Origin of the sequence: Vibrio toranzoniae (assembly GCF_024347655.1) — a bacterium.
Classification (GTDB): Bacteria; Pseudomonadota; Gammaproteobacteria; order Enterobacterales; family Vibrionaceae; genus Vibrio; species Vibrio toranzoniae.
This window is the reverse complement of the sequence record NZ_AP025514.1, coordinates 1,428,115-1,447,884: the sequence shown is the minus strand read 5'-3', so window position 1 is coordinate 1,447,884 and position 19,770 is coordinate 1,428,115. Positions and strand designations below refer to the sequence as shown.

The window sequence follows — 19,770 nt, the reverse complement described above, 5'->3', positions numbered from 1 at the left end:
TAACCTTGAGAACACTTAACTTAAGCCTCTAGTGCTTTCGTCACTTTCTCAAATAGGTCTTTTGCTAAATTATCCATGTTCTTCAATGTCTCAAGTTCCTGTTTGATAAGAGCTTGGCGTTCATCATCGTACTTACGGAATTTAAGAAGTGGATCAATCAGACGTGAAGCCACTTGCGGGTTACTACTATTTAGCTCACGTAAGATCTCACCAGCAAACGCATACCCCTGACCAGACTTGTCATGGAACTGTACCGGGTTCATGTTTAAAAATGAACCAACCAAGTTACGAGTTCGGTTCGGGTTCTTCAAACTAAACGCTTGATGTGACATAGATTGTTTGATCACTTCAAGCGCATTTGAACTTGGGTTAGTACCTTGAAGAGCAAACCACTTATCCATAACAAGACCATCGTGTTTCCACTTGTCACTATAATCCGCCATCAAGGTTTCACGACAAGGTAGTTGTGCACTGTTTGCCGCGCCCATTGCTGCCATAGTATCTGTCATGTTGTTTGCTTGCTGATACATTGCAACAACCAAATCATTACCCTGCGCAGTATGAGCCAAGTAACTTAGGCAAACTTTACGCAGAGTACGCTTACCAATCGAATCATGATCAATCATGTAGTCGCTTAATGCATGACTGTGATAAACCGCCGACAATTCATCTTCAAGCTCTGTCGCTAGCGTCACTTTCATACTATTTAGTACCAACGCGATAGCATCGATATCTACACGCTCATACCAACCAGACACTTCATTGTGGCTTGGTAAAGAAAGCATCTCCGCAATAAACGCAGGTTCTAGCGAGTCACTCAGTAACACGCCACGGAATGCATCAACAACAGAAGATGAAAGTTCGAACTCTTGACCCTGCTGAACCTTCTTAATATTACTGCGAATGTACTTAGCCAATAGCATTTGGCCAGCATCCCAACGAGAAAACTCATTGCGCGCATTCACCATCAAAAAGATAAGCTCTTCATCTGAATAGTCGTACTCCAATTTCACTGGTGCAGAAAATTCACGAAGCAATGATGGGATTGGTTGCTCAGAAACGTTTTCAAATACAAAAGTCTGCTCCGCCTCTTTTACATCTAATACGTTATGAACTGGCTTTCCGTTACATTGTAACTCAATCACATCACCAGACGCTGTGTACAACTCGATATCTAAAGGGATATGCAAAGCCTGCTTTTCAGTTTGCTCATGAGTTGGCGCCGTTACTTGGCGAGCCGTCAACCTGTATTGTTTTTTCGCTGCGTCGTAGTGGCTTTCAACAGACAACGTTGGCGTGCCAGACTGGCTGTACCATAAACGGAACTGAGACAGATCAACGCCTGATGCGTCTTCCATTGCTGCTACGAAATCTTCACACGTTGCCGCAGTGCCGTCGTGACGTTCGAAGTACAGCTTCATGCCTTTTTGGAAACCGTCTTCACCCAACAATGTGTGGATCATTCGGATCACTTCACAGCCCTTTTCGTACACGGTCAATGTGTAGAAATTATTCATTTCTATCACTTTTTCTGGGCGAATTGGGTGAGACATTGGGCTCGCATCTTCAGCGAATTGTGGACCACGGATGATACGCACATTGTTGATACGGTTGACTGCACGAGAACCAAGATCTGATGAGAATTCTTGATCGCGGAATACGGTTAAACCTTCTTTCAAGCTCAATTGGAACCAATCACGACAAGTCACTCGGTTACCCGTCCAGTTATGGAAGTATTCATGACCGATTACCGCTTCAATACCTAGGTAATCTGTATCCGTTGCGGTTTGGTCGTTGGCTAGAACAAATTTAGAGTTAAATACGTTCAAACCTTTGTTTTCCATCGCGCCCATATTAAAGAAATCAACGGCTACGATCATGTAAATGTCTAAGTCATACTCCAGATTGAAGCGTTCTTCATCCCACTTCATTGAGTTAATCAAAGACACCATCGCATGGTTCGCACGGTCTAGGTTGCCTTTGTCGACAAAGATTTCTAGGTCAACTTTACGACCTGATTGCGTAGTGTACGCATCACGAAGTACGTCAAAATCACCCGCAACTAAAGCAAACAGGTATGCCGGCTTTGGATGTGGGTCTTGCCATTTCACCCAGTGACGGCCATTTTCAGCTTCGCCTTCGTCTACACGATTACCATTACTGAGTAGAAATGGATTTTCGGATTTGTCTGCGATTACCGTTGTTGTAAACTTCGCTAATACATCCGGGCGATCCATGTAGTAAGTAATGCGACGGAAGCCTTCAGCTTCACATTGAGTACAAAACGCACCACCCGATTTGTACAGGCCTTCAAGTGCACTGTTCCCCTCAGGATCAACTTCAGTCACGATCGTTAATGTGAATTCTTTTGGAAGGTCATTCAGCGTCAGTTGAGTTTCAGACAGCTCGTACTGCGTCCACTCTTTGCCTTCAACCAAAACAGACACTAACTTCAAGCCTTCACCATCAAGTACTAATGTCGAGCTTTCTTTCTCCTGCTTAACACTAGAAACAGCGGTAATGATGGATGCAGAATCGTACAAATCGAAAGTAAGATCGATGTCAGAAATAGTGTGAGATGGTGATTGATAATCTTTACGATACTTGGCTTGAGGTGTATGTGCCATGACGGGTTCCTTTTGATCGTTATACGTAATTATTCTTAACTGTATATTTCTAAAGGTTGAGCGCCAATAAAACAAGGAGAATATTGAAAAAAGGAGGCATTGTAAGAAAATGCCTCCATGTTTTGCTATTTTATCAATCAAATCAGATAGGAACGCCTAATAAACCAGCAACAAACCATATTATCAACGAGTTCAATCTTAGGGCTAAAACTCGTACTTATCGAATACGATTAAGCACCGCAAACATGTCTCCCTCTTCGCCTTGAAGTGTTAACACATCACTGTTCAGTGTGTAACGAGTGCCGTGTTCACCGTTCTCGTAAAGTAGTACTAATTGGTCGCCCTCGGTGTAATACACACCGCGACGAATGACTTCACCCCCTTCTTCATCGGACACTCGGAACATGAAGATAAAATCGGGTTGAAGCACTAAATCCATTTTTTGAATGTTGCTTGCACGCAAATCGCTTCCAGACAGTTCGGCGCTTGACCATATTCCAGCCAGGGCGTTGGGTAAGGCTTTGGTGAACATAACACCGTTAAGATTCAGCATATTGTGATTACTGCTGTACGCGTAAACCTGGGGTTCAGAAGTATTCAAACCCAAAATAATGGTGTCTTCATTAGCATTATACAAACCTTCCCAATGGTCGACACTGTAATCTTTCTTTTGAATATCAATAGAGAATGAGTAGTTGGAGTCAAGAGTCAACTTGATTGCTCTAAAGTTTTCAGTGCCTTGCTCGGGATCTGGATTCATCAAATACCAATCACCAAGCAATAAAGGAAGGTCAAAATAGGATAAATTACTATCACTTTTTGATTGTTGTTCGCCTGAAGTAACTTCGCTACCAAAAGCAACAAAGCTTAGACAAGATAAAAATAATAGAATCCATTTCATAATCGCCCCCTCGTTTCTTTTAATCTTAGGTCCGTAATGCATAGAAAGCGAAAAAACACGAGCTAGATCACTAAATTTTAAATACGAAGTAACATAAGTAACACATCATTAGCATGAATGTATCTACATTAGTCGAGATTATTAGAGGGCGGTTTGGCAAAGTAGCGAGGGATAAAATTTAAAGATTATGTAAAATTTAAGGAAAAAAAGCGAGCCTAGGCTCGCTTTTTAAATATTGCACTTTTGAATCATTACCTTCCGGTAACTATCCGATCTATTTCTTGATCATATCCAGCATAATTGATACAGACTCGTCGAGATAAGCATCTGGAGCTTCATAGTCTTTAGGAACATCGTCTAACGATTTAAAAGCTTCTAATTTAGCAACTTTTTGGCGTTGATTGATACGCTCTAAACGAAGTGCTTCCACATCATCACCTTCTTGCTTACGTACCTTTTCATTGAGAGAAAGGTCGTTGTCATCTTTATCTGCCTTATATTTTTCAATATCTTGCGCGATAAAGCCAAACTCCATATCAGAAGCAACACGAGCTTGGTGTTTAGCGGTTAAAGTGAGGATTTGATCATCATTACGTTGTAACATTGAGTAATTAGCTTTATCAATACTGTCCCAAGGCAAAGCATTATCTTCAACGCTTTCCCCCGTATCATCTGACTCAATCGGTGTTGGGTAAGCAATATCAGGCACTACACCCTTGTTTTGCGTACTACCACCATTGATTCGGTAGAACTTCTGGATTGTATATTGAACGTAGCCCAACTCTTTATCAAACAAATCATAGATATGATTCAAAGAGCGATGCTGTTGTACCGTTCCTTTACCAAAAGAGTTCTCTCCCAGGATGATTGCACGACCGTAATCTTGCATCGCTGCTGCAAAAATTTCAGATGCTGAAGCACTGTAGCGATTTATCAGGACCGTCAATGGGCCTTGGTAACTGATTTCGCCATCAGTATCGCTGTTCACTTTGACACGGCCGTAGCTATCACGAACCTGAACAATCGGCCCCTCTTTGATAAATAAACCAGAGAGTTCGGTTGCTTCAGTCAATGCACCACCACCGTTGTTTCGAAGATCAACGATAATACCTTCAACACCTTGCTGTTTAAGCTCAGTGATTAATTTATCGGTATCTTTAGAAAGGCCAACATAGAAACTTGGTACCTCTAGAACACCAATCTTCTTACCATCTTTCTCGATAACTTCAGACTTAACGGCACGGTCTTCTAAACGAATCTTATCGCGTACAATTGTGACAACGTGACTTTTTGCATCGTTACCTTCCGGCAAGATCTGTAGCTTAACTTTAGTCCCTTTCGGACCCTTAATCAGTTGCACTACATCATCTAAACGCCAGCCGATAACATCCACGACTTCTTCACCGTCTTGGCCTACACCGACAATACGGTCACCATCACTCAATTGTTTGCTGTTTGACGCAGGGCCACCAGCAACTAACGAGCGAATAACGGTATAGTCCTCAGTCATCTGAAGCACTGCACCAATACCTTCCAAAGATAGATTCATCTCTGATTGGAATTGTTCTGCATTTCTTGGAGAGAGGTAACTGGTGTGAGGATCAACTTCACGTGCGAATGCGTTCATGTAGATTTGGAAAGCGTCTTCATTGTGCGATTGTGTAATACGTTTCATCGCATTGTTGTAACGCTTTTCCAAAACTTCTTGAATCTCTGGCCACTCTTTACCTGTAAGTTTTAGATTCAACGCATCATATTTAACGCGTTTTCTCCAAAGCTCATTCACTTCAGCGATATCTTTTGGCCATTCAGCTTCACTACGATTGAGTTCAATACTCTCATCGGTATCAAACTTAATCTCAGTATCTAGCAAAGACAATGCATATTGAAAACGTTCAAAACGCTTCTGCATAGACAAATTATAAATATCGAAAGCAATCTGGTTATTGCCCGCTTTCAATTGGTCATCGATTTGTTTAGACGACGATGAAAAAGAGTCAATATCAGCTTGAGTGAAGATATTACGATTATAGTCCAGCATCTCTAAATAACGATTAAAGATAGCTTGAGAGAAATCATCGTTGAGATTGAAGTGTTTGTAGTGAGAACGAGTAAATCGAGAAGTCACACGTTTACTAGCAGTTTCGTGTTGGGCCTCAGGAACGAGTAGAGGTAAATCGTCCTGAGATAATTTGGCTTCGAGAGCCTGAGTTGAAGCTGCTAGCCAAAAGCTAGCAGCAATCAATGTCAATTTTGAACGGCATTTCATGCGTAGGAGTATCTCCTTTAAGCGCGCAAGTGCTCCGCTTTAACAACCATTTGTAGGCCGTTTGCTAACTGAACACGCACATCTTCCTTATTGATTTCAACAATGGTCGCAGCCATGTTTCCTTTACCCATGTTCACATTTACTTCTTTGCCAGCGATAAATTCGTCAGCGTTCAAAGCGCGAGTTTCAACAGGCTTTTCGACTTTTGGTGCTTTAGGCGCTTGACGACGAGGCTGTTGAGCTTTCTTCGCCTTAGGTTTTGCTTTGCCTTCTTCACGAGCTTTTTGTGCTTGTTCTTTACGACGAGCTTGAACTTTCGCTTTGCTTTCTGCAAGTGTAGCTTTAGCGTGTTCTACATGCTCTTCTTCTAGTGTGCCACACGCGTTGCCGTCTAGGTCAACACGTTCCGCACCAGCTTTTACGCCGTGCAGGTAACGCCATGATGATGTGTACTGTCTTAACGCTGCACGAAGCTGAGTCTTACTTACTTTTTCGTCTTCATTTAGACGTTCAGCAAGATCTTGAAAAATACCAATTTTAAGTGGTTTAGCTTCACCTTCTAGAGTAAAGCATTTAGGGAAACATTCAGCAATATATGCGATAACTTCTTTGCTGTTTTTTAACTTTTCAGTGTTTTCCATGTGGGTTCCTGGTTTTTGCGGTTTTCCGCGAGCATTAAGAAAATATTTTTACGTATTATAAAGAGATGCTTGGGAAAAACCACAGTAAGAGAATAATTTATACCTTGTTCGCGTGCGAATTAAGCAGCTTTTCCACTTCTTCCATAAAAAATGTCAATCCATCCTCGTCGATTTGAGAGAAACGGCCAACATTTGGGCTATCGATATCTAGAACGCCCGCGACTTTTCCACCAATCGAGAACGGAATTACGATTTCTGAGTTACTTGCAGCATCACAAGCAATATGTCCTTCGAACTCATGAACATCATGAATACGTTGGACTGTATTTGTCGCAACCGCAGTTCCACATACACCACGCCCTACTGGAATTCGAACACACGCTGGCTGACCTTGGAATGGACCTAGTATAAGTTCACCTTGTGCCTCAGATGGGGTTTGCTTCATTAAATAGAAACCCGCCCAGTTCAGATCATCCAATTCCATGAATAATAATGAGCTGATATTGGCTAGATTAGCAATAAGATCGGTTTCTGATTCAATTAATGCAACAGCTTGTTTGGTTAAGCGTTGGTAATGTTCTATTTTCATATTAACTTCCAATTAAATTGAGACTTCCATTATCAAGAGAACGCAGTAAAATGCGGCCATTAAACCAAATAGGACTTATTCTCATTACAATGAACAATTCAGAAGACACTATTAGCCGTTCTTGGTTAATAACTCAAGTAAAAAAACACAAGTCCAAATTACTGTTTGCTAACATTATTGCCATTTTTGCAACTCTCATTAGCGTTCCTATCCCTTTGCTAATGCCACTCATGGTCGACGAAGTTTTGCTTGATAAGCCCGCTTCTGGCTTAGAAATGATGAACCACCTACTTCCCTCATCGCTACAGACACCGACTGGCTATATCGCCCTGACTTTACTGTTAGTCATTATCATGCGTACGGCAAGCCAAACGCTGAATATTCTACAAGGACGTCAGTTTACACTGGTATCCAAAACGATCACCTATCAGATGCGCAGTAAGATGATAGATAAGCTTGGTCGTATCAGTATTAGACAATACGAAACTAGAGGCAGCGGCGGTATTAACGCCCACTTAATAACAGATATAGAAACTATCGATCAGTTCATTGGTTCTACCCTGTCTAAGTTTCTGATCAGCTTTTTGACGGTATTAGGGACTGCGATGGTTCTATTGTGGCTCGATTGGCGTCTTGGCTTGTTTATATTACTGGTCAATCCTGTTGTCATTTACTTTTCTCGTAAACTAGGCAGTAAGGTTAAACACCTTAAAAAGTACGAGAATCAATCTTTCGAACGCTTTCAGAATCGGTTGGTTGAAACGTTAGACGGCATCTATCAACTTCGCGCTGCTAATAAAGAGCGTATTTTCTTAGACGAACTTAAGGCCCAAGCTAACCAAGTAAGAGTCGATGCGGACAAATACGCGTGGCAGTCTGAAGCCGCTGGTCGTTTATCATTCTTACTCTTTCTACTAGGTTTTGAACTGTTCCGCGCAGTCGCGATGCTGATGGTGCTATTTAGCGACCTAACTATCGGTCAAATTTTTGCGGTATTCGGCTATTTATGGTTCATGCTGGGCCCTGTGCAGGAGTTATTAGGGATTCAATTCTCTTGGTATAGCGCGAAAGCAGCATTACATCGTATCAATGAGCTTTTGATGTTAGAGGAAGAAAAACGTCCGATTAGTAAAGTAAACCCGTTTAATGAACATGAGGAAGTGACAGTCGACATCGAAAACGTTACCTTCTCTTACACGTTAGAAAACACTGTTTTAAATAAACTATCACTGCGTATTCCGGCTGGTAAGAAAGTCGCTTTGGTGGGTGCCAGTGGTGGTGGTAAATCAACGTTGATCCAGTTGTTAATTGGGGTTTATCAAGCGGACTCTGGCTGTATACGCTATAACGGTGAAACGAGCGACGACATCAGCTTTGATGTGATTCGCAATCAAATTGCCGTTGTTTTACAGCAACCTATACTCTTTAACGATACATTAAGGCATAATCTGACCCTTGGTGCAGAATACGACGAAATGTCACTGTGGCGTGCACTTGAAGTCGCTCAAATGCAAGATGTTATCAAGCAACTGAATAATGGTTTGGATACTCCAATTGGTAGGAATGGCGTTCGACTGTCTGGCGGTCAACGACAGCGCTTAGCAATCGCCCGCATGGTACTGAGTAACCCCAAGTTTGTTATTCTTGATGAGGCGACATCTGCACTCGATACAGCAACAGAGTCAGCGCTGCATAAAGCGCTAAGCGAGTTTTTGAAAGATCGCACAACTTTGATAGTGGCTCATCGATTATCAGCGGTGAAACAGGCCGATCTAATCTATGTTTTAGAAGATGGGCAAGTCACACAGACGGGAACACATGGTGAATTGGTTGAACAACAAGGACTATATCAAACACTTTATGGCAGTGTGCAATCGCACGCCTGATGTACGCGGCCCTATACATTTAAGTCAGGTTAATGGCCTGACTTACGTTCTAACTTCGGAGGTCATGTGACCTCCTCTACCAACAATCCATCATCAGATAGGCCAACGACAGGCCATCTATTAAGTAAACACTTGTGCGATAACAGTGACGTAAGACTGTGCCAAGGCTGCGAGCTTCCTGTTGATAAAGTGGAGATATCACAAGGGAAATCAGCGTATTGTCCAAGATGTGGCACTCAGTTATATCGTGGTGGAACACCAAGTCTCTCTGGAAATTTAGCTATTGCTCTCACGTGCTTGCTGCTATTTATCCCCTCTCACTTTTTTGATTTCATTAGTATCCGTCTGATTGGAGTAATGATACCTGCGACTCTGCCATCCGGTGTATTTACGTTGATGAGCGAAGGCTTCCCTTTACTTGGCTTACTTATCCTATTCTGTAGTTCTATTGCTCCTTTACTTGTCTGCTGCTCTGTTCTGGTCACCCACTTATCGCTTCGCTTCAGACTTTTCACTCCGTTTCGTTACGCACTCACTATTGTCCAAACCCTTAAACATTGGATGATGTTAGATGTATTTTTAGTGAGTGTGGCGGTCTCATGCTTCAAGCTCCAAGATTATTCAGACATATTTGTCGGCCCAGGCTTGGCAGGTTTGCTCTTATTGCAACTGTTCAGTGTCTTACTGGTAAGTCGTATCAGCGTTCGACGCTACTGGGAAGCGTGGACTAAAGAGTCGGACTACTCTTTCCCTGACAGTAAGAAAGTTCATTGCCACAACTGCCACATGTCTCAACCTGATGGACATGTGTGCGTACGGTGTCACCACGCCTTATATCATCGCAAGCCCTACTCTATATACAAGACTTGGTCACTGTTATTCGCGGCTACAATCGCAATTATACCGGCCAACATTATCCCGATATCGATACTTATAACGAACGGCCAAAGGCTTGAAGACACCATTATTTCTGGAGTTGCGTCTTTAGTTAATAGTGATATGTATGGCATCGCCGCGATCATATTTATTGCAAGTATCGTAGTGCCAGTTGCCAAAATACTCGGCCTCACTTACATCTTAATTTGTATCCAAATGAAACGCGCGGTCTACCACAGGCAGCGTATGACGATTTATTTCATAGTAAAATGGGTGGGTAAATGGTCCGTAATGGACTTATTCGTCATTTCGATCATGATGACCTTGATCGACCGTGGACAAATTTTAAACTTTACACCAGGTTATGGTGCTATCGCTTTTGGCTTCGTTGTCGTGCTTACGATGTTAGCAGCCGAAAGTTTAGATCCTAGGCTAATTTGGGATAACTACACCTCTAAAGATGAGTCAGTGAATGAACAACGATAACCAATCACAAACATCATATTCACCAGAAGTGAGAAAAAATAAAGGTATTTCTCCTTTATGGATTCTACCAATTTTAACCGTCGTTCTGGCTGGTTGGCTGGTCATGAAGTCAATACACGATGCAGGACAACGTGTGCAAATTTACTTCTCGGATGCTGCTGGCTTAGTGGCAGGTCGAACCACTATTCGCTACCAAGGTTTAGAGGTGGGTATGGTGCGAGACATAACTCTATCCAAGGATTTGTCTAGCATTTACGTCGATGCCGACATTTACCCTGAAGCACAACAACTCTTATCAAAAGGCACTCGTTTCTGGTTGGTGAAGCCAACAGCGAGCTTGTCGGGTATATCGGGTTTAGACGCGCTAGTTTCAGGCAACTATATCGCGATTCACCCTAGTGAAACAAAAGAAGAGCCAGAAACCGTGTTTTACGCATTAGACTCTTCCCCTTCAGATTTATTAGCATCAGAAGGACTGAATATCTCACTAACGACAGAAGATCTTGGTGGTGTATCTGTTGGTTCTCAGATCGTGTACCGAAAAATCCCAATTGGCGAGGTCTACAATTACCAACTCAATAAAAATGCCAAATCTGTCACCATTCAAGCTGCGATCAAAGATGAGTATAGCCATATCATCACAGACCAAAGCCGCTTTTGGAACGTGAGCGGCTTAGGCGCCAGTATTGGTTTTTCTGGTGTTGACGTTCGCTTAGAAAGCTTGAGTGCCCTTCTTGGTGGTTCTATTGCGGTCGATTCTCCAGGAGACGGCCAACCCGTCAAAATGAACACCAAGTTCAAACTCTATCCTGATTTAAAGACTGCAGGACGTGGTATCTCAATAAAGATCGCGGTACCTGATGACAACAAGATCAGTTCGACGGGTGCTCCTATCATGTACCGAGGTATTGAAATCGGTCAAGTTACCGACTTGTCCTTGAGTGAAGGTCGTGAAAACGTTGTTGCATCTGCGGCAATACAACCAGCATTCAGCGATTTCTTAAATAGTGGCAGTAAATTCGTTCTTGAAGAAGCCGAACTATCTCTTACTGGCATGAAAAACATCGCCAACTTAGTGACAGGTAATTTCTTGACCTTAGTACCTGGAGAAGGCAAAAAAGCGCGTCGATTTACCGCTATTCGTAAAACCGAATACAGCCAAGAACAAGAGAAATCAGTGGCAATTCGCCTGACGTCAAACAATTCATTTGGCTTAGATGTGGGCGCTCAACTACTTTACAAAGGTATTGCCGTCGGCTCTATCATCCAAGTAGGATTAGTCGATGGTGTTGGTACGAGCTCTGATAAGCACGAAGTATTCATGGATGCATTAATCGATAATGAATACGCGCACCTTATCAAAAGCCACAATCGTTTCTTCGTCACAGGCAGTGCCACTGCAGAGCTAACCGAATCCGGCTTCAGTGTTACGGTTCCACCAGCAAAACAGCTACTTACTGGCTCAATTAGTTTTGTGAGCGAAGGTAAACCTGAAGCTCGATCTGACTACCAGCTTTTTCAAAGTAAGTCTCTAGCCGAAATTGCTAAATTTAATCAGTCTGGCTCCAAAACTCTTTCGTTGTTCGCGAGTGAATTGCCTTCAATATCTAAAGGCAGTCCGCTTCTCTACCGTAATTTACAAGTGGGTAGCATTTCTGATTTTCAGCTTGCTGATGGTGGCGTAAGAATCAAAGTTACGATCGAAAATCGTTACACGCATTTGCTTAATAAACACACCGTTTTCTGGAATCGCTCAGGCGTTGAGGTCGACGCTTCTCTTTCAGGTATTAGTATTAAAGCTGCACCGGTTAAAACCCTCCTTCAGGGCGGTATAGCCTTTGACTCACTGCCAGGTATCGACAACAAACTGGGTGATGTATGGAAGCTTTACAAAGATTCCAAATCCGCCAGAAAATTTGGCCGTGCTATTACTATCACCTCTTCTGGCGATCAAGAAGTCAGCAAGGGCATGGCGATTAAATATCAAGGTGTCACTGTTGGTGAGGTTACGTTGGTAATTCCGAACTTCAATAAGGGAGGCATTGAAATTACCGCGCGTATCTTACCTGAATATGTAGACAAAATTGCCGTGGCGAACAGTCACTTTTGGTTGGCAGAACCAGAGATCGGCCTTAACGGCATCAAAAACGTCTCTGCGCTGCTCTCTAAGCACATCAACGTAGAGCCGGGAAAAGGTGAAAGAAACACGAAATTCAATCTAAGCAAAGGCCCAGTGCAGCCTGAAGGAAAGATATTCCAGCTACAAAGCGAAACGAGAGGCTCGGTCTCTGAAGGCACACCTATCCTATTCCGAGAGTTAGAAATAGGTAGTGTCATCGATGTCCAGTTGGGTGAGTTTGCTGACCGCATCATCTCTACAATTCAAATTGAGCCTGATTACGCCTATTTAATTCGCGCAAACACCGTGTTCTGGAACGTGTCGGGCGTCGATGTGTCTATTGGATTATCAGGCGCAAACATTAAAGCCGGTACGGTAGACAGTTTATTAAGAGGCGGCATTACATTTTCCACTCCGCCAACGAGTGAACTCCAGCCGATCGCAAGCGAAGATCAATCTTTCTACTTGTATCCTCACGCAGAAGACGGTTGGAAATCATGGAGAACGGCGATTCCTCGCCCGTAACGTTGTCCGTAGAACAGCGCTAAGATTAATTCTTCATCAAAATGCAGCCTGTAGGCTGCATTTTGATTGTTTCCGGTAAATATAGTTTAGAGCAACCTCATTTTGCTTTAAACTCCCCGTATTAAATGCAATAAATCGAGATGCTCTTTTGCACGCTAACGTATATATTCCAGAAGAATTCCTAACGCACATCGAAGCAATCATGCCTAGTCATCTAGATATGGCTTCTTTTGTTGCGTCATGCCAAAAACCACTTCGTAAAAGTATTCGAGTCAACACCCTGAAAGTTAGTGTTGAAGACTTCCTCATACGTGCTAAAGATAAGAGTTGGGAACTGGAGCCTGTGCCTTGGTGCTATACGGGTTTTTGGATCACAGCCGATGAAAGTGAAACACCATTAGGTAATACGGCGGAGCACATGTCTGGTCTTTTCTACATCCAAGAAGCCAGTTCTATGATGCCTCCTTCAGCTCTATTCCAAGGTGAAGAGAATTATCAAGCCGTGCTAGACACCGCGGCTGCACCAGGGTCTAAAACAACTCAAATTGCGGCCTTAATGGATAACCGAGGTGTGTTGGTTGCTAATGAATACGCCGCAAGCCGTGTGAAAGTCCTTCACGCCAACATCGAACGTTGTGGTGTGCGTAATACAGCATTGAGCAATTTTGATGGGCGAGTTTTCGGTGGTTGGTTACCAGAACAGTTTGATGCCGTACTGTTAGACGCGCCCTGCTCTGGCGAAGGAACTATTCGTAAAGACGCTGATGCGATGAAGAACTGGACGTATCAATCTGTAGTCGACATCGCGGATACCCAAAAAGACCTGATTGAGAGCGCATTCCACGCCCTTAAGCCTAATGGGGTTCTGGTTTACTCAACGTGTACGTTAAGCACGGAAGAGAACCAGCAAGTGTGTCATCACCTAAAAGAGACCTTTGGTGACGCGGTTGAATTCGAATCTCTGGAGTCACTATTCGACAATGCAAAAGCAACCACGACAGAAGAAGGTTTTCTACACATCTTCCCACAAGTGTATGACTCGGAAGGTTTCTTTGTTGCACGTATCCGTAAATTAGCGTCTGTTACTCCACCAGAAGTGAAAAAGCGTATGGGTAAATTCCCATTCGAAAAAGCGTCAAAGAAGACCCAACAAGAAATCGTAGAACAACTACTGAACTCACTCGAGATCGAACTACCAAGTGACACTCAGGTATGGACTCGTGAAAAAGACGTTTGGCTATTTCCTAAAGCATTAGAGCCGATGATTGGCGAATTCCGTTTCTCTCGTATGGGCATCAAGATAGCTGAAACCCATAAAAAGGGTTACCGCTGGCAACATCAAGTAGCAACCACCCTCGCGACGGGCAACGAATCTAATGTTGTAGAGTTAAAAATTGAAGATGCTCGTGAATGGTTCATGGGACGCGATGTTCGCCCGGAAGGCTGGTCAGGTAAAGGCGAAGTATTAGTGAAGTACAATGGTGCAATCATCGGCCTTGGCAAGTGGGTTGGTAACCGAGTGAAGAACGGTTTACCCCGCGAGCTAGTGCGCGATAAGAACCTTTTCTAAAAGCTTGCGAGCTGAATACACATTGATAAACAAAAAGCCCAAACAACATTAATTGTTTGGGCTTTTTTTGACCGAGAGGGTCGCTTATTTCACTAAGCTGATACCTTCTTTGTCGATAGTGATTTTACCAGATTTGTACAAACCACCAATTGTCTTCTTAAAAGTACCTTTACTGGTTCTAAATGCAGAGAAAATAACCTCAGGAGAAGACTTATCATTCAAAGGCAAGTAACCGCCTTTCTTCTCAAGCAGATCAAGAACCTTAATACTTAGATCATCCATTTTCTCCACACCAATCTTCTGAAGTGACAGATCGATTTTCCCATCTTCTTCACGAACGTTTTTGATGTAACCTTTCAACATTTTACCAATGAACAACTTACCGATAATCTCCGATGGGAAAATCATGCCCCAGTGTTCACCATTCACGATCGCTTTGTAACCCAATTGGGTGCGTTCAGCGATAATCAGATCCACTTGCTCGTTTTGCTTATAAGTAGCAGGTGTATTGTCTAACCACTTATTGAACTTCGTTGTACCTACAATACGGCTAGATGCTTTATCGATATACACATATACTAAGATTGATTGACCTTCGTTTAAGCGGCCACGTTGCTCACTGAAAGGAACCAGTAGGTCTTTACCTTTCACGCCCCAACTCATGAATGCACCAGTGCTGTTGACACCTTCGACAGTCATCAAGCCAAACTGACCCACTTGAGCAATAGGCTTTTCTGTGGTTGCCGCAATCTGGTTGTCAGAGTCAATGTATAAGAAAACATCTAGTTTTTGACCAATTTCCACACCTTCAGGAGTAAACCGTTTCGGAAGCAACACAGTTCCATAGTCACTAGCATCAAGGAATACGCCGAACTCTGCTTGTTTTACTACTTCTAAATTGTTTATTTGACCAATATTAATCATCAAGATTGTCTCTACTTTAAATTTGGCGGAGATTATACGTGATCTCTGATATGCTTTCGCTAGTTTCATTCATATTTTTATATTCTAGGAGACATCGTTGATCACCGTCGATAAACAAGATGCGATAACACTTAAAATTAACCATGCAATGGCTAAGACAAAGAAGCTCGACATGGACGTTTATCTATTCATCCCCGGTGAACTCGGACTGACGCCAGAAGTACTGTCTGAAAGTGCCTTCTTTTACAGTTCAATTACTCAGCAACGAGCTTACTACAGTGATAAAACACTCTTGCCACTGGTACACAGCCGTTTGGCAAAACGCAGACGCTTGTCCACCACACAATATCGTGTAAGTTTGAGTTTGTTTGCGTATCAATATGTCATCGCTTTAGATAAAGCAGTCAGTAGTTTAAATAAAACTGATAGTGACAATGTAACGGCTGATGAAGTCGACGAAGTCATTGAGTTAGCGTTGGATATTTTGAAGAAGCTTCGTCGAAGTATTCCTTATGAAGAAAACCTCAAACGTTACTACGAAAACATTGATAACTACCTCTCTTGGTACACCGAGCAAAAATTCTTATCACTGGTTTCACACATGCCACGCGGTAGTGAATATTCCACGATCAAAGAGCGTCTCTTAATACTCTGTGATAAGGAAACGGCTCACCGTCAACTCAATCGTTATAACTCAGCCAAGGTGCGAGAAGACGTTACTCGCCTGAGTAACAAAATGCGCTTACTGCGCCGCTTGATTGAGCACCCTATTGTTCTCAAAGAGAAGACCACATCACTGGGTAAAAACGTAAAGCGTGCCGTTAAAGGGATAGCTACAGGTTTAGTCATGGTAGTGGTTACCACAACCGTCATATTGGCTCGTGATTTCCTGGGGGAGATTACTGCTTCTTTCATTGTGTCTATGTCATTCATCTATGCTTTACGCGAGATATTCAAAGATGACTTAAGGGATATCCTTTGGCGTTGGCTTCGTAAAGGCAAGCCGAGATGGAAACGTCGCTACTTTGACCCAACTACCAATAAATTAGTCGGCCATAAGCTTGAATGGTTAGATTACGCAAACTTTTCTAAGTTAGCTGATCGCATTCAATTGCTCCGTAAGAGACGGGTTGTGCAGCGTGAAGAGCAGGTATTACATTATCGTTCGCACACAGAAATGTCGACATCGACATTTATGAGTGGTTACGAGGAGACTCGTGAAACGCTTTCTATCAGCCTAAGAGCACTGACACGTTTGATGGACAAGAGTTCAAATAAGATTTATCGCTTGAATGAGGGGCAAGTCAGCCGAGAATCCGTTGAAAAGCGCCACCTTCTTAACCTGATCATCAAAGAGAACAACCACGATAGTGATCCAACATATTACCGTTGGAAAATCGTAATGAACCGCTCAAAAATTGTTGATATAGAGCAAATCACTCAAGAGTCATAGTGTTATACGGTATGTGGGTATTAAAATCACATACCGCTCTTCCTATTCGAATGTTATCTCCTATTTCAACCGACTCTCTGCTCCAAGATAACCTTCTACTTTCAAGCTATTTTCCAGCATGCACTTTCTTAATAGAAAGTGTTAACTGAAACTCGGCCATCGGTTCATCACCATGCAAAGATGGACAGGTAGCGATAATAGTCACGGGTTGGTTAACACGCGCTCCAGTCGAAATCGTTTCGGCTAACATAGTATTGATGAGCTCACCGTCATTACACGTGAAATGTACATCACCTTCAGGGCGTTTCAAAAAGTTGCCTGTTACCTCTTTAAACGCCAGAGAAATCTTCTCTCCTTGCTGCTGGGATTTACTCATAGCAAGAAAGCCTCCCGCGACATCAGCTCCCACTGCTAGTACACCAAAATACATACTATTTAAGTGGTTCTTAGTTCTTCTTTTGAGAGGAATCTTAAGCTCGACATGCTGATCATCAAGAGCGAGTAACTTCGGCCTACATAACCAAATTAACGGCACTTTAAACATACCAAACATAGTTAAGTAGAGATTAGCTTTTTGTAGATTAGTTAGCATCCAAGTCACCTAGCACTATTAGTCATCTGACCAGTTAATAGACTCAAGATAGCAATGTCAAAAAAATGTTACAAAAAAGAGATATCATCTAACGATAATATCTCTTTCATTCTTGAAGCATTAACGCTTCAAGCCAACTTATATCGCTGGGCTTATTAATTATGCGGTAACAACCGTATCAACACCTTCAAGATCGGCAATGTAACCTTGTAATCGAGGATAATCTACCAACCCTTGAGTCACTAGCAATACTGGTTTCTTAACATGAAGCGTTGCTTTAACAATCATGTCCAATAAGGTAATAACCGCTTCGTTCTGGGGATCAAAGGCATGTTGTTGTGCTTCATTTTGCTTATCTACACCTAAAGTGAAAGACGCTAAACTATCGATATTCACTACCGTGCCATCAAAGTAATGCAATAATCGTTCACTCAAAATTACAGCTGATGGCACATCGCACGAAAACAACACTTTCAAGCCATTCAACCCACGAGGTAGCCCTTGTTCGGCAAGTAAATCGATAATCTTAGCAGCATCACTTAATGCACGAACGTAAGGAGCAACGATTTCAACGTTAATGCCCTGCTCTCGCAACGTTTTGATTACCTGACACTCAAGTGCGAATGCCTTACTGTATTCTTGTGTTGCGTAGCGACCTACACCACGAATACCAAGCGCTGGGTTAATTTCTTCTGTTTCGCAATTCCCGCCCAACAAAGAGCGAAAACTGTAACTATCTGCGTCGCTCAAAGCAATACGTACCGTCTTGTGATGGGGTTGAACTGCAGCTTGAATCGCTATAACGAGTGTTGAGACAAAATGTTCATCGACACTCTTATCACCAAGAATGGCATTTAGCGATGTTTTCTCGATGTCAGAAAGTGTTTCAAAGTGAGACCCTATGCTTGGATGATAAAAAACACGCTCCATGACCAGTTCAGATAGTGAAACGTATAAGTGATTGGAATTATGATTATCGTTATAAGAAGGCAGCACATCGCCTAAAACAAGTTCTGGGTGCAAAGTGCTTTGATTTTTTTGAGTCATTGCTGCTCCAGCATTTTTTATGTTGTGTTCAAACGAAAGTACCGATAGCTGCCTGTTAATACAAGTGAAAATCCCTTATTTAGCATTGGCCCACGGATAAAAATAAGAATATTAGCAATAACAGAGATAACTTTGACTTAGAGAGTTTATTCCTCTGTTCAATTCCGTTATCTTAACCACTTCGCAATAGAATAAAAAACTATCACATGCCATTAAAAACTGATGAGTTGAGAACCCAAGCTCTGGGTCCTATGCCAACTCCTGCCGAATTAGGCAATGCACACCCTATTACTGACGACGTTGCTGAGCGCATTAAAAATTCTCGCCGCCAAATCGAAGATATCCTAACGGGTCGTGATAACCGCCTATTAGTTATCGTCGGCCCTTGCTCTGTTCACGACACAGAAGCCGCACTTGACTACGCTGAGCGCCTAAGTCAGATTCAAGAGCAATACAAAGATGAATTGTTCGTTGTAATGAGAACCTACTTCGAGAAGCCGCGTACTGTTGTCGGTTGGAAAGGTTTGATTACCGATCCCAATCTTGATGGCTCATACGCACTTGAAACAGGCTTAAACAAAGCTCGCAAACTTCTACTTGATATCAATAAGCTTGGCCTTGCTACTGCGACTGAATTCCTTGATATGATCACTGGTCAATATATTGCAGACCTTATAACTTGGGGCGCAATCGGCGCTCGTACGACTGAATCTCAGATTCACCGTGAAATGGCTTCTGCACTTTCTTGCCCTGTGGGTTTTAAAAACGCAACGAACGGCAATATCAAGATTGCTATTGATGCGATTCGTGCTGCACACGCTTCCCACTACTTCTACTCACCAGACAAGAATGGCCGCATGACAGTTTATCGTACTGCTGGTAACCCATATGGTCATATTATTCTACGTGGTGGTGATAAAGGCCCTAACTTCGATGCTGAATCTGTAGATAGTGCATGTAAGCAACTTGCCGAGTTCGATCTGCCTCAGCGCTTAGTTGTAGACTTTAGCCACGCAAACTGTCAAAAGCAGCACCGTAAACAGTTAGAGGTTGCGCAAGATATTTGTGAACAGATAAAATCTAACAAGAATCAAATTGCAGGCATCATGGCGGAAAGCTTCATTGTTGAAGGCAACCAGCCAATGACAGATATCAATAACCTAGAATACGGCAAGTCTATCACTGACCCATGCCTAAGCTGGGAAGATACCGCAACAATGCTAGACATGCTTGCAACGGCAATTAAAGATAGAAATTTAGCTTAA

14 protein-coding genes are annotated in these 19,770 nt (G+C 42.7%); 6 read left to right on the top strand and 8 right to left on the bottom strand.

All coding sequences use genetic code 11. The features are described from left to right. Positions 1 to 20 precede the first annotated feature (20 nt). The 5 genes from pepN to OCU50_RS06250 all read right to left on the bottom strand — a co-directional run bounded on the left by pepN (position 21) and on the right by OCU50_RS06250 (position 7,027). Positions 21 to 2,627, bottom strand: coding sequence for an aminopeptidase N (gene pepN, locus OCU50_RS06270; protein WP_060467638.1), 2,607 nt, complete (start codon positions 2,625 to 2,627; stop codon positions 21 to 23). A gap of 217 nt (positions 2,628 to 2,844) precedes the next feature. After that, entirely contained in the window at positions 2,845 to 3,528 is a 684-nt protein-coding gene (locus OCU50_RS06265; protein WP_046224330.1) for a hypothetical protein, read from the bottom strand. Between the two features lie 274 nt (positions 3,529 to 3,802). Then, positions 3,803 to 5,797 (bottom strand): carboxy terminal-processing peptidase, encoded by a 1,995-nt coding sequence (gene prc, locus OCU50_RS06260; RefSeq protein WP_046224331.1) that lies wholly within the window; start codon positions 5,795 to 5,797, stop codon positions 3,803 to 3,805. A gap of 17 nt (positions 5,798 to 5,814) precedes the next feature. Beyond that, positions 5,815 to 6,438 carry an RNA chaperone ProQ gene (gene proQ / locus OCU50_RS06255; protein WP_017057223.1) on the bottom strand — a complete coding sequence of 208 codons (624 nt, stop codon included), beginning with the start codon at positions 6,436 to 6,438 and terminating at the stop codon, positions 5,815 to 5,817. 97 nt (positions 6,439 to 6,535) lie between these two features. After that, positions 6,536 to 7,027, bottom strand: a complete 492-nt coding sequence (locus OCU50_RS06250; RefSeq protein WP_060467637.1) for a GAF domain-containing protein — start codon at positions 7,025 to 7,027, stop codon at positions 6,536 to 6,538. Between the two features lie 89 nt (positions 7,028 to 7,116). Here OCU50_RS06250 and OCU50_RS06245 point away from each other — a divergent pair, with 89 nt between their 5' ends. The 4 genes from OCU50_RS06245 to rsmF all read left to right on the top strand — a co-directional run bounded on the left by OCU50_RS06245 (position 7,117) and on the right by rsmF (position 14,489). Beyond that, complete coding sequence (locus tag OCU50_RS06245; RefSeq protein ID WP_060467636.1) at positions 7,117 to 8,913, top strand: ABC transporter ATP-binding protein; 1,797 nt, start codon at positions 7,117 to 7,119, stop codon at positions 8,911 to 8,913. Positions 8,914 to 8,979: 66 nt separating this feature from the next. Next, on the top strand, positions 8,980 to 10,275 hold the full coding sequence (locus OCU50_RS06240) for a paraquat-inducible protein A (protein WP_060467635.1): 1,296 nt from the start codon (positions 8,980 to 8,982) through the stop codon (positions 10,273 to 10,275). Further along, a complete protein-coding gene (locus tag OCU50_RS06235) occupies positions 10,262 to 12,919 on the top strand; it encodes an MlaD family protein (protein WP_060467634.1) in 2,658 nt (885 codons plus the stop codon). Before OCU50_RS06240 ends, OCU50_RS06235 begins: the two co-directional genes overlap by 14 nt. Positions 12,920 to 13,067: 148 nt before the next feature. Further along, positions 13,068 to 14,489, top strand: coding sequence for a 16S rRNA (cytosine(1407)-C(5))-methyltransferase RsmF (gene rsmF / locus OCU50_RS06230; RefSeq protein ID WP_060467633.1), 1,422 nt, complete (start codon positions 13,068 to 13,070; stop codon positions 14,487 to 14,489). An 84-nt stretch (positions 14,490 to 14,573) separates the two neighbouring features. On the opposite strand, the gene OCU50_RS06225 is transcribed toward rsmF, so the two are convergent. Continuing rightward, positions 14,574 to 15,482, bottom strand: coding sequence for a CvfB family protein (locus OCU50_RS06225; protein ID WP_082710325.1), 909 nt, complete (start codon positions 15,480 to 15,482; stop codon positions 14,574 to 14,576). Positions 15,483 to 15,510: 28 nt separating this feature from the next. Here OCU50_RS06225 and OCU50_RS06220 point away from each other — a divergent pair, with 28 nt between their 5' ends. Then, on the top strand, positions 15,511 to 16,866 hold the full coding sequence (locus OCU50_RS06220) for a hypothetical protein (protein WP_046224336.1): 1,356 nt from the start codon (positions 15,511 to 15,513) through the stop codon (positions 16,864 to 16,866). Positions 16,867 to 16,972: 106 nt separating this feature from the next. On the opposite strand, the gene OCU50_RS06215 is transcribed toward OCU50_RS06220, so the two are convergent. Together OCU50_RS06215 and OCU50_RS06210 are read right to left on the bottom strand one after the other, a co-directional pair. Next, entirely contained in the window at positions 16,973 to 17,458 is a 486-nt protein-coding gene (locus OCU50_RS06215) for a PaaI family thioesterase (RefSeq protein ID WP_046224337.1), read from the bottom strand. A 159-nt stretch (positions 17,459 to 17,617) separates the two neighbouring features. Further along, entirely contained in the window at positions 17,618 to 18,505 is an 888-nt protein-coding gene (locus OCU50_RS06210) for a putative PEP-binding protein (protein WP_046224338.1), read from the bottom strand. Positions 18,506 to 18,711: 206 nt separating this feature from the next. On the opposite strand from OCU50_RS06210, the gene OCU50_RS06205 reads away from it, so the two are divergent. Further along, positions 18,712 to 19,770, top strand: coding sequence for a 3-deoxy-7-phosphoheptulonate synthase (locus tag OCU50_RS06205; protein ID WP_060467632.1), 1,059 nt, complete (start codon positions 18,712 to 18,714; stop codon positions 19,768 to 19,770).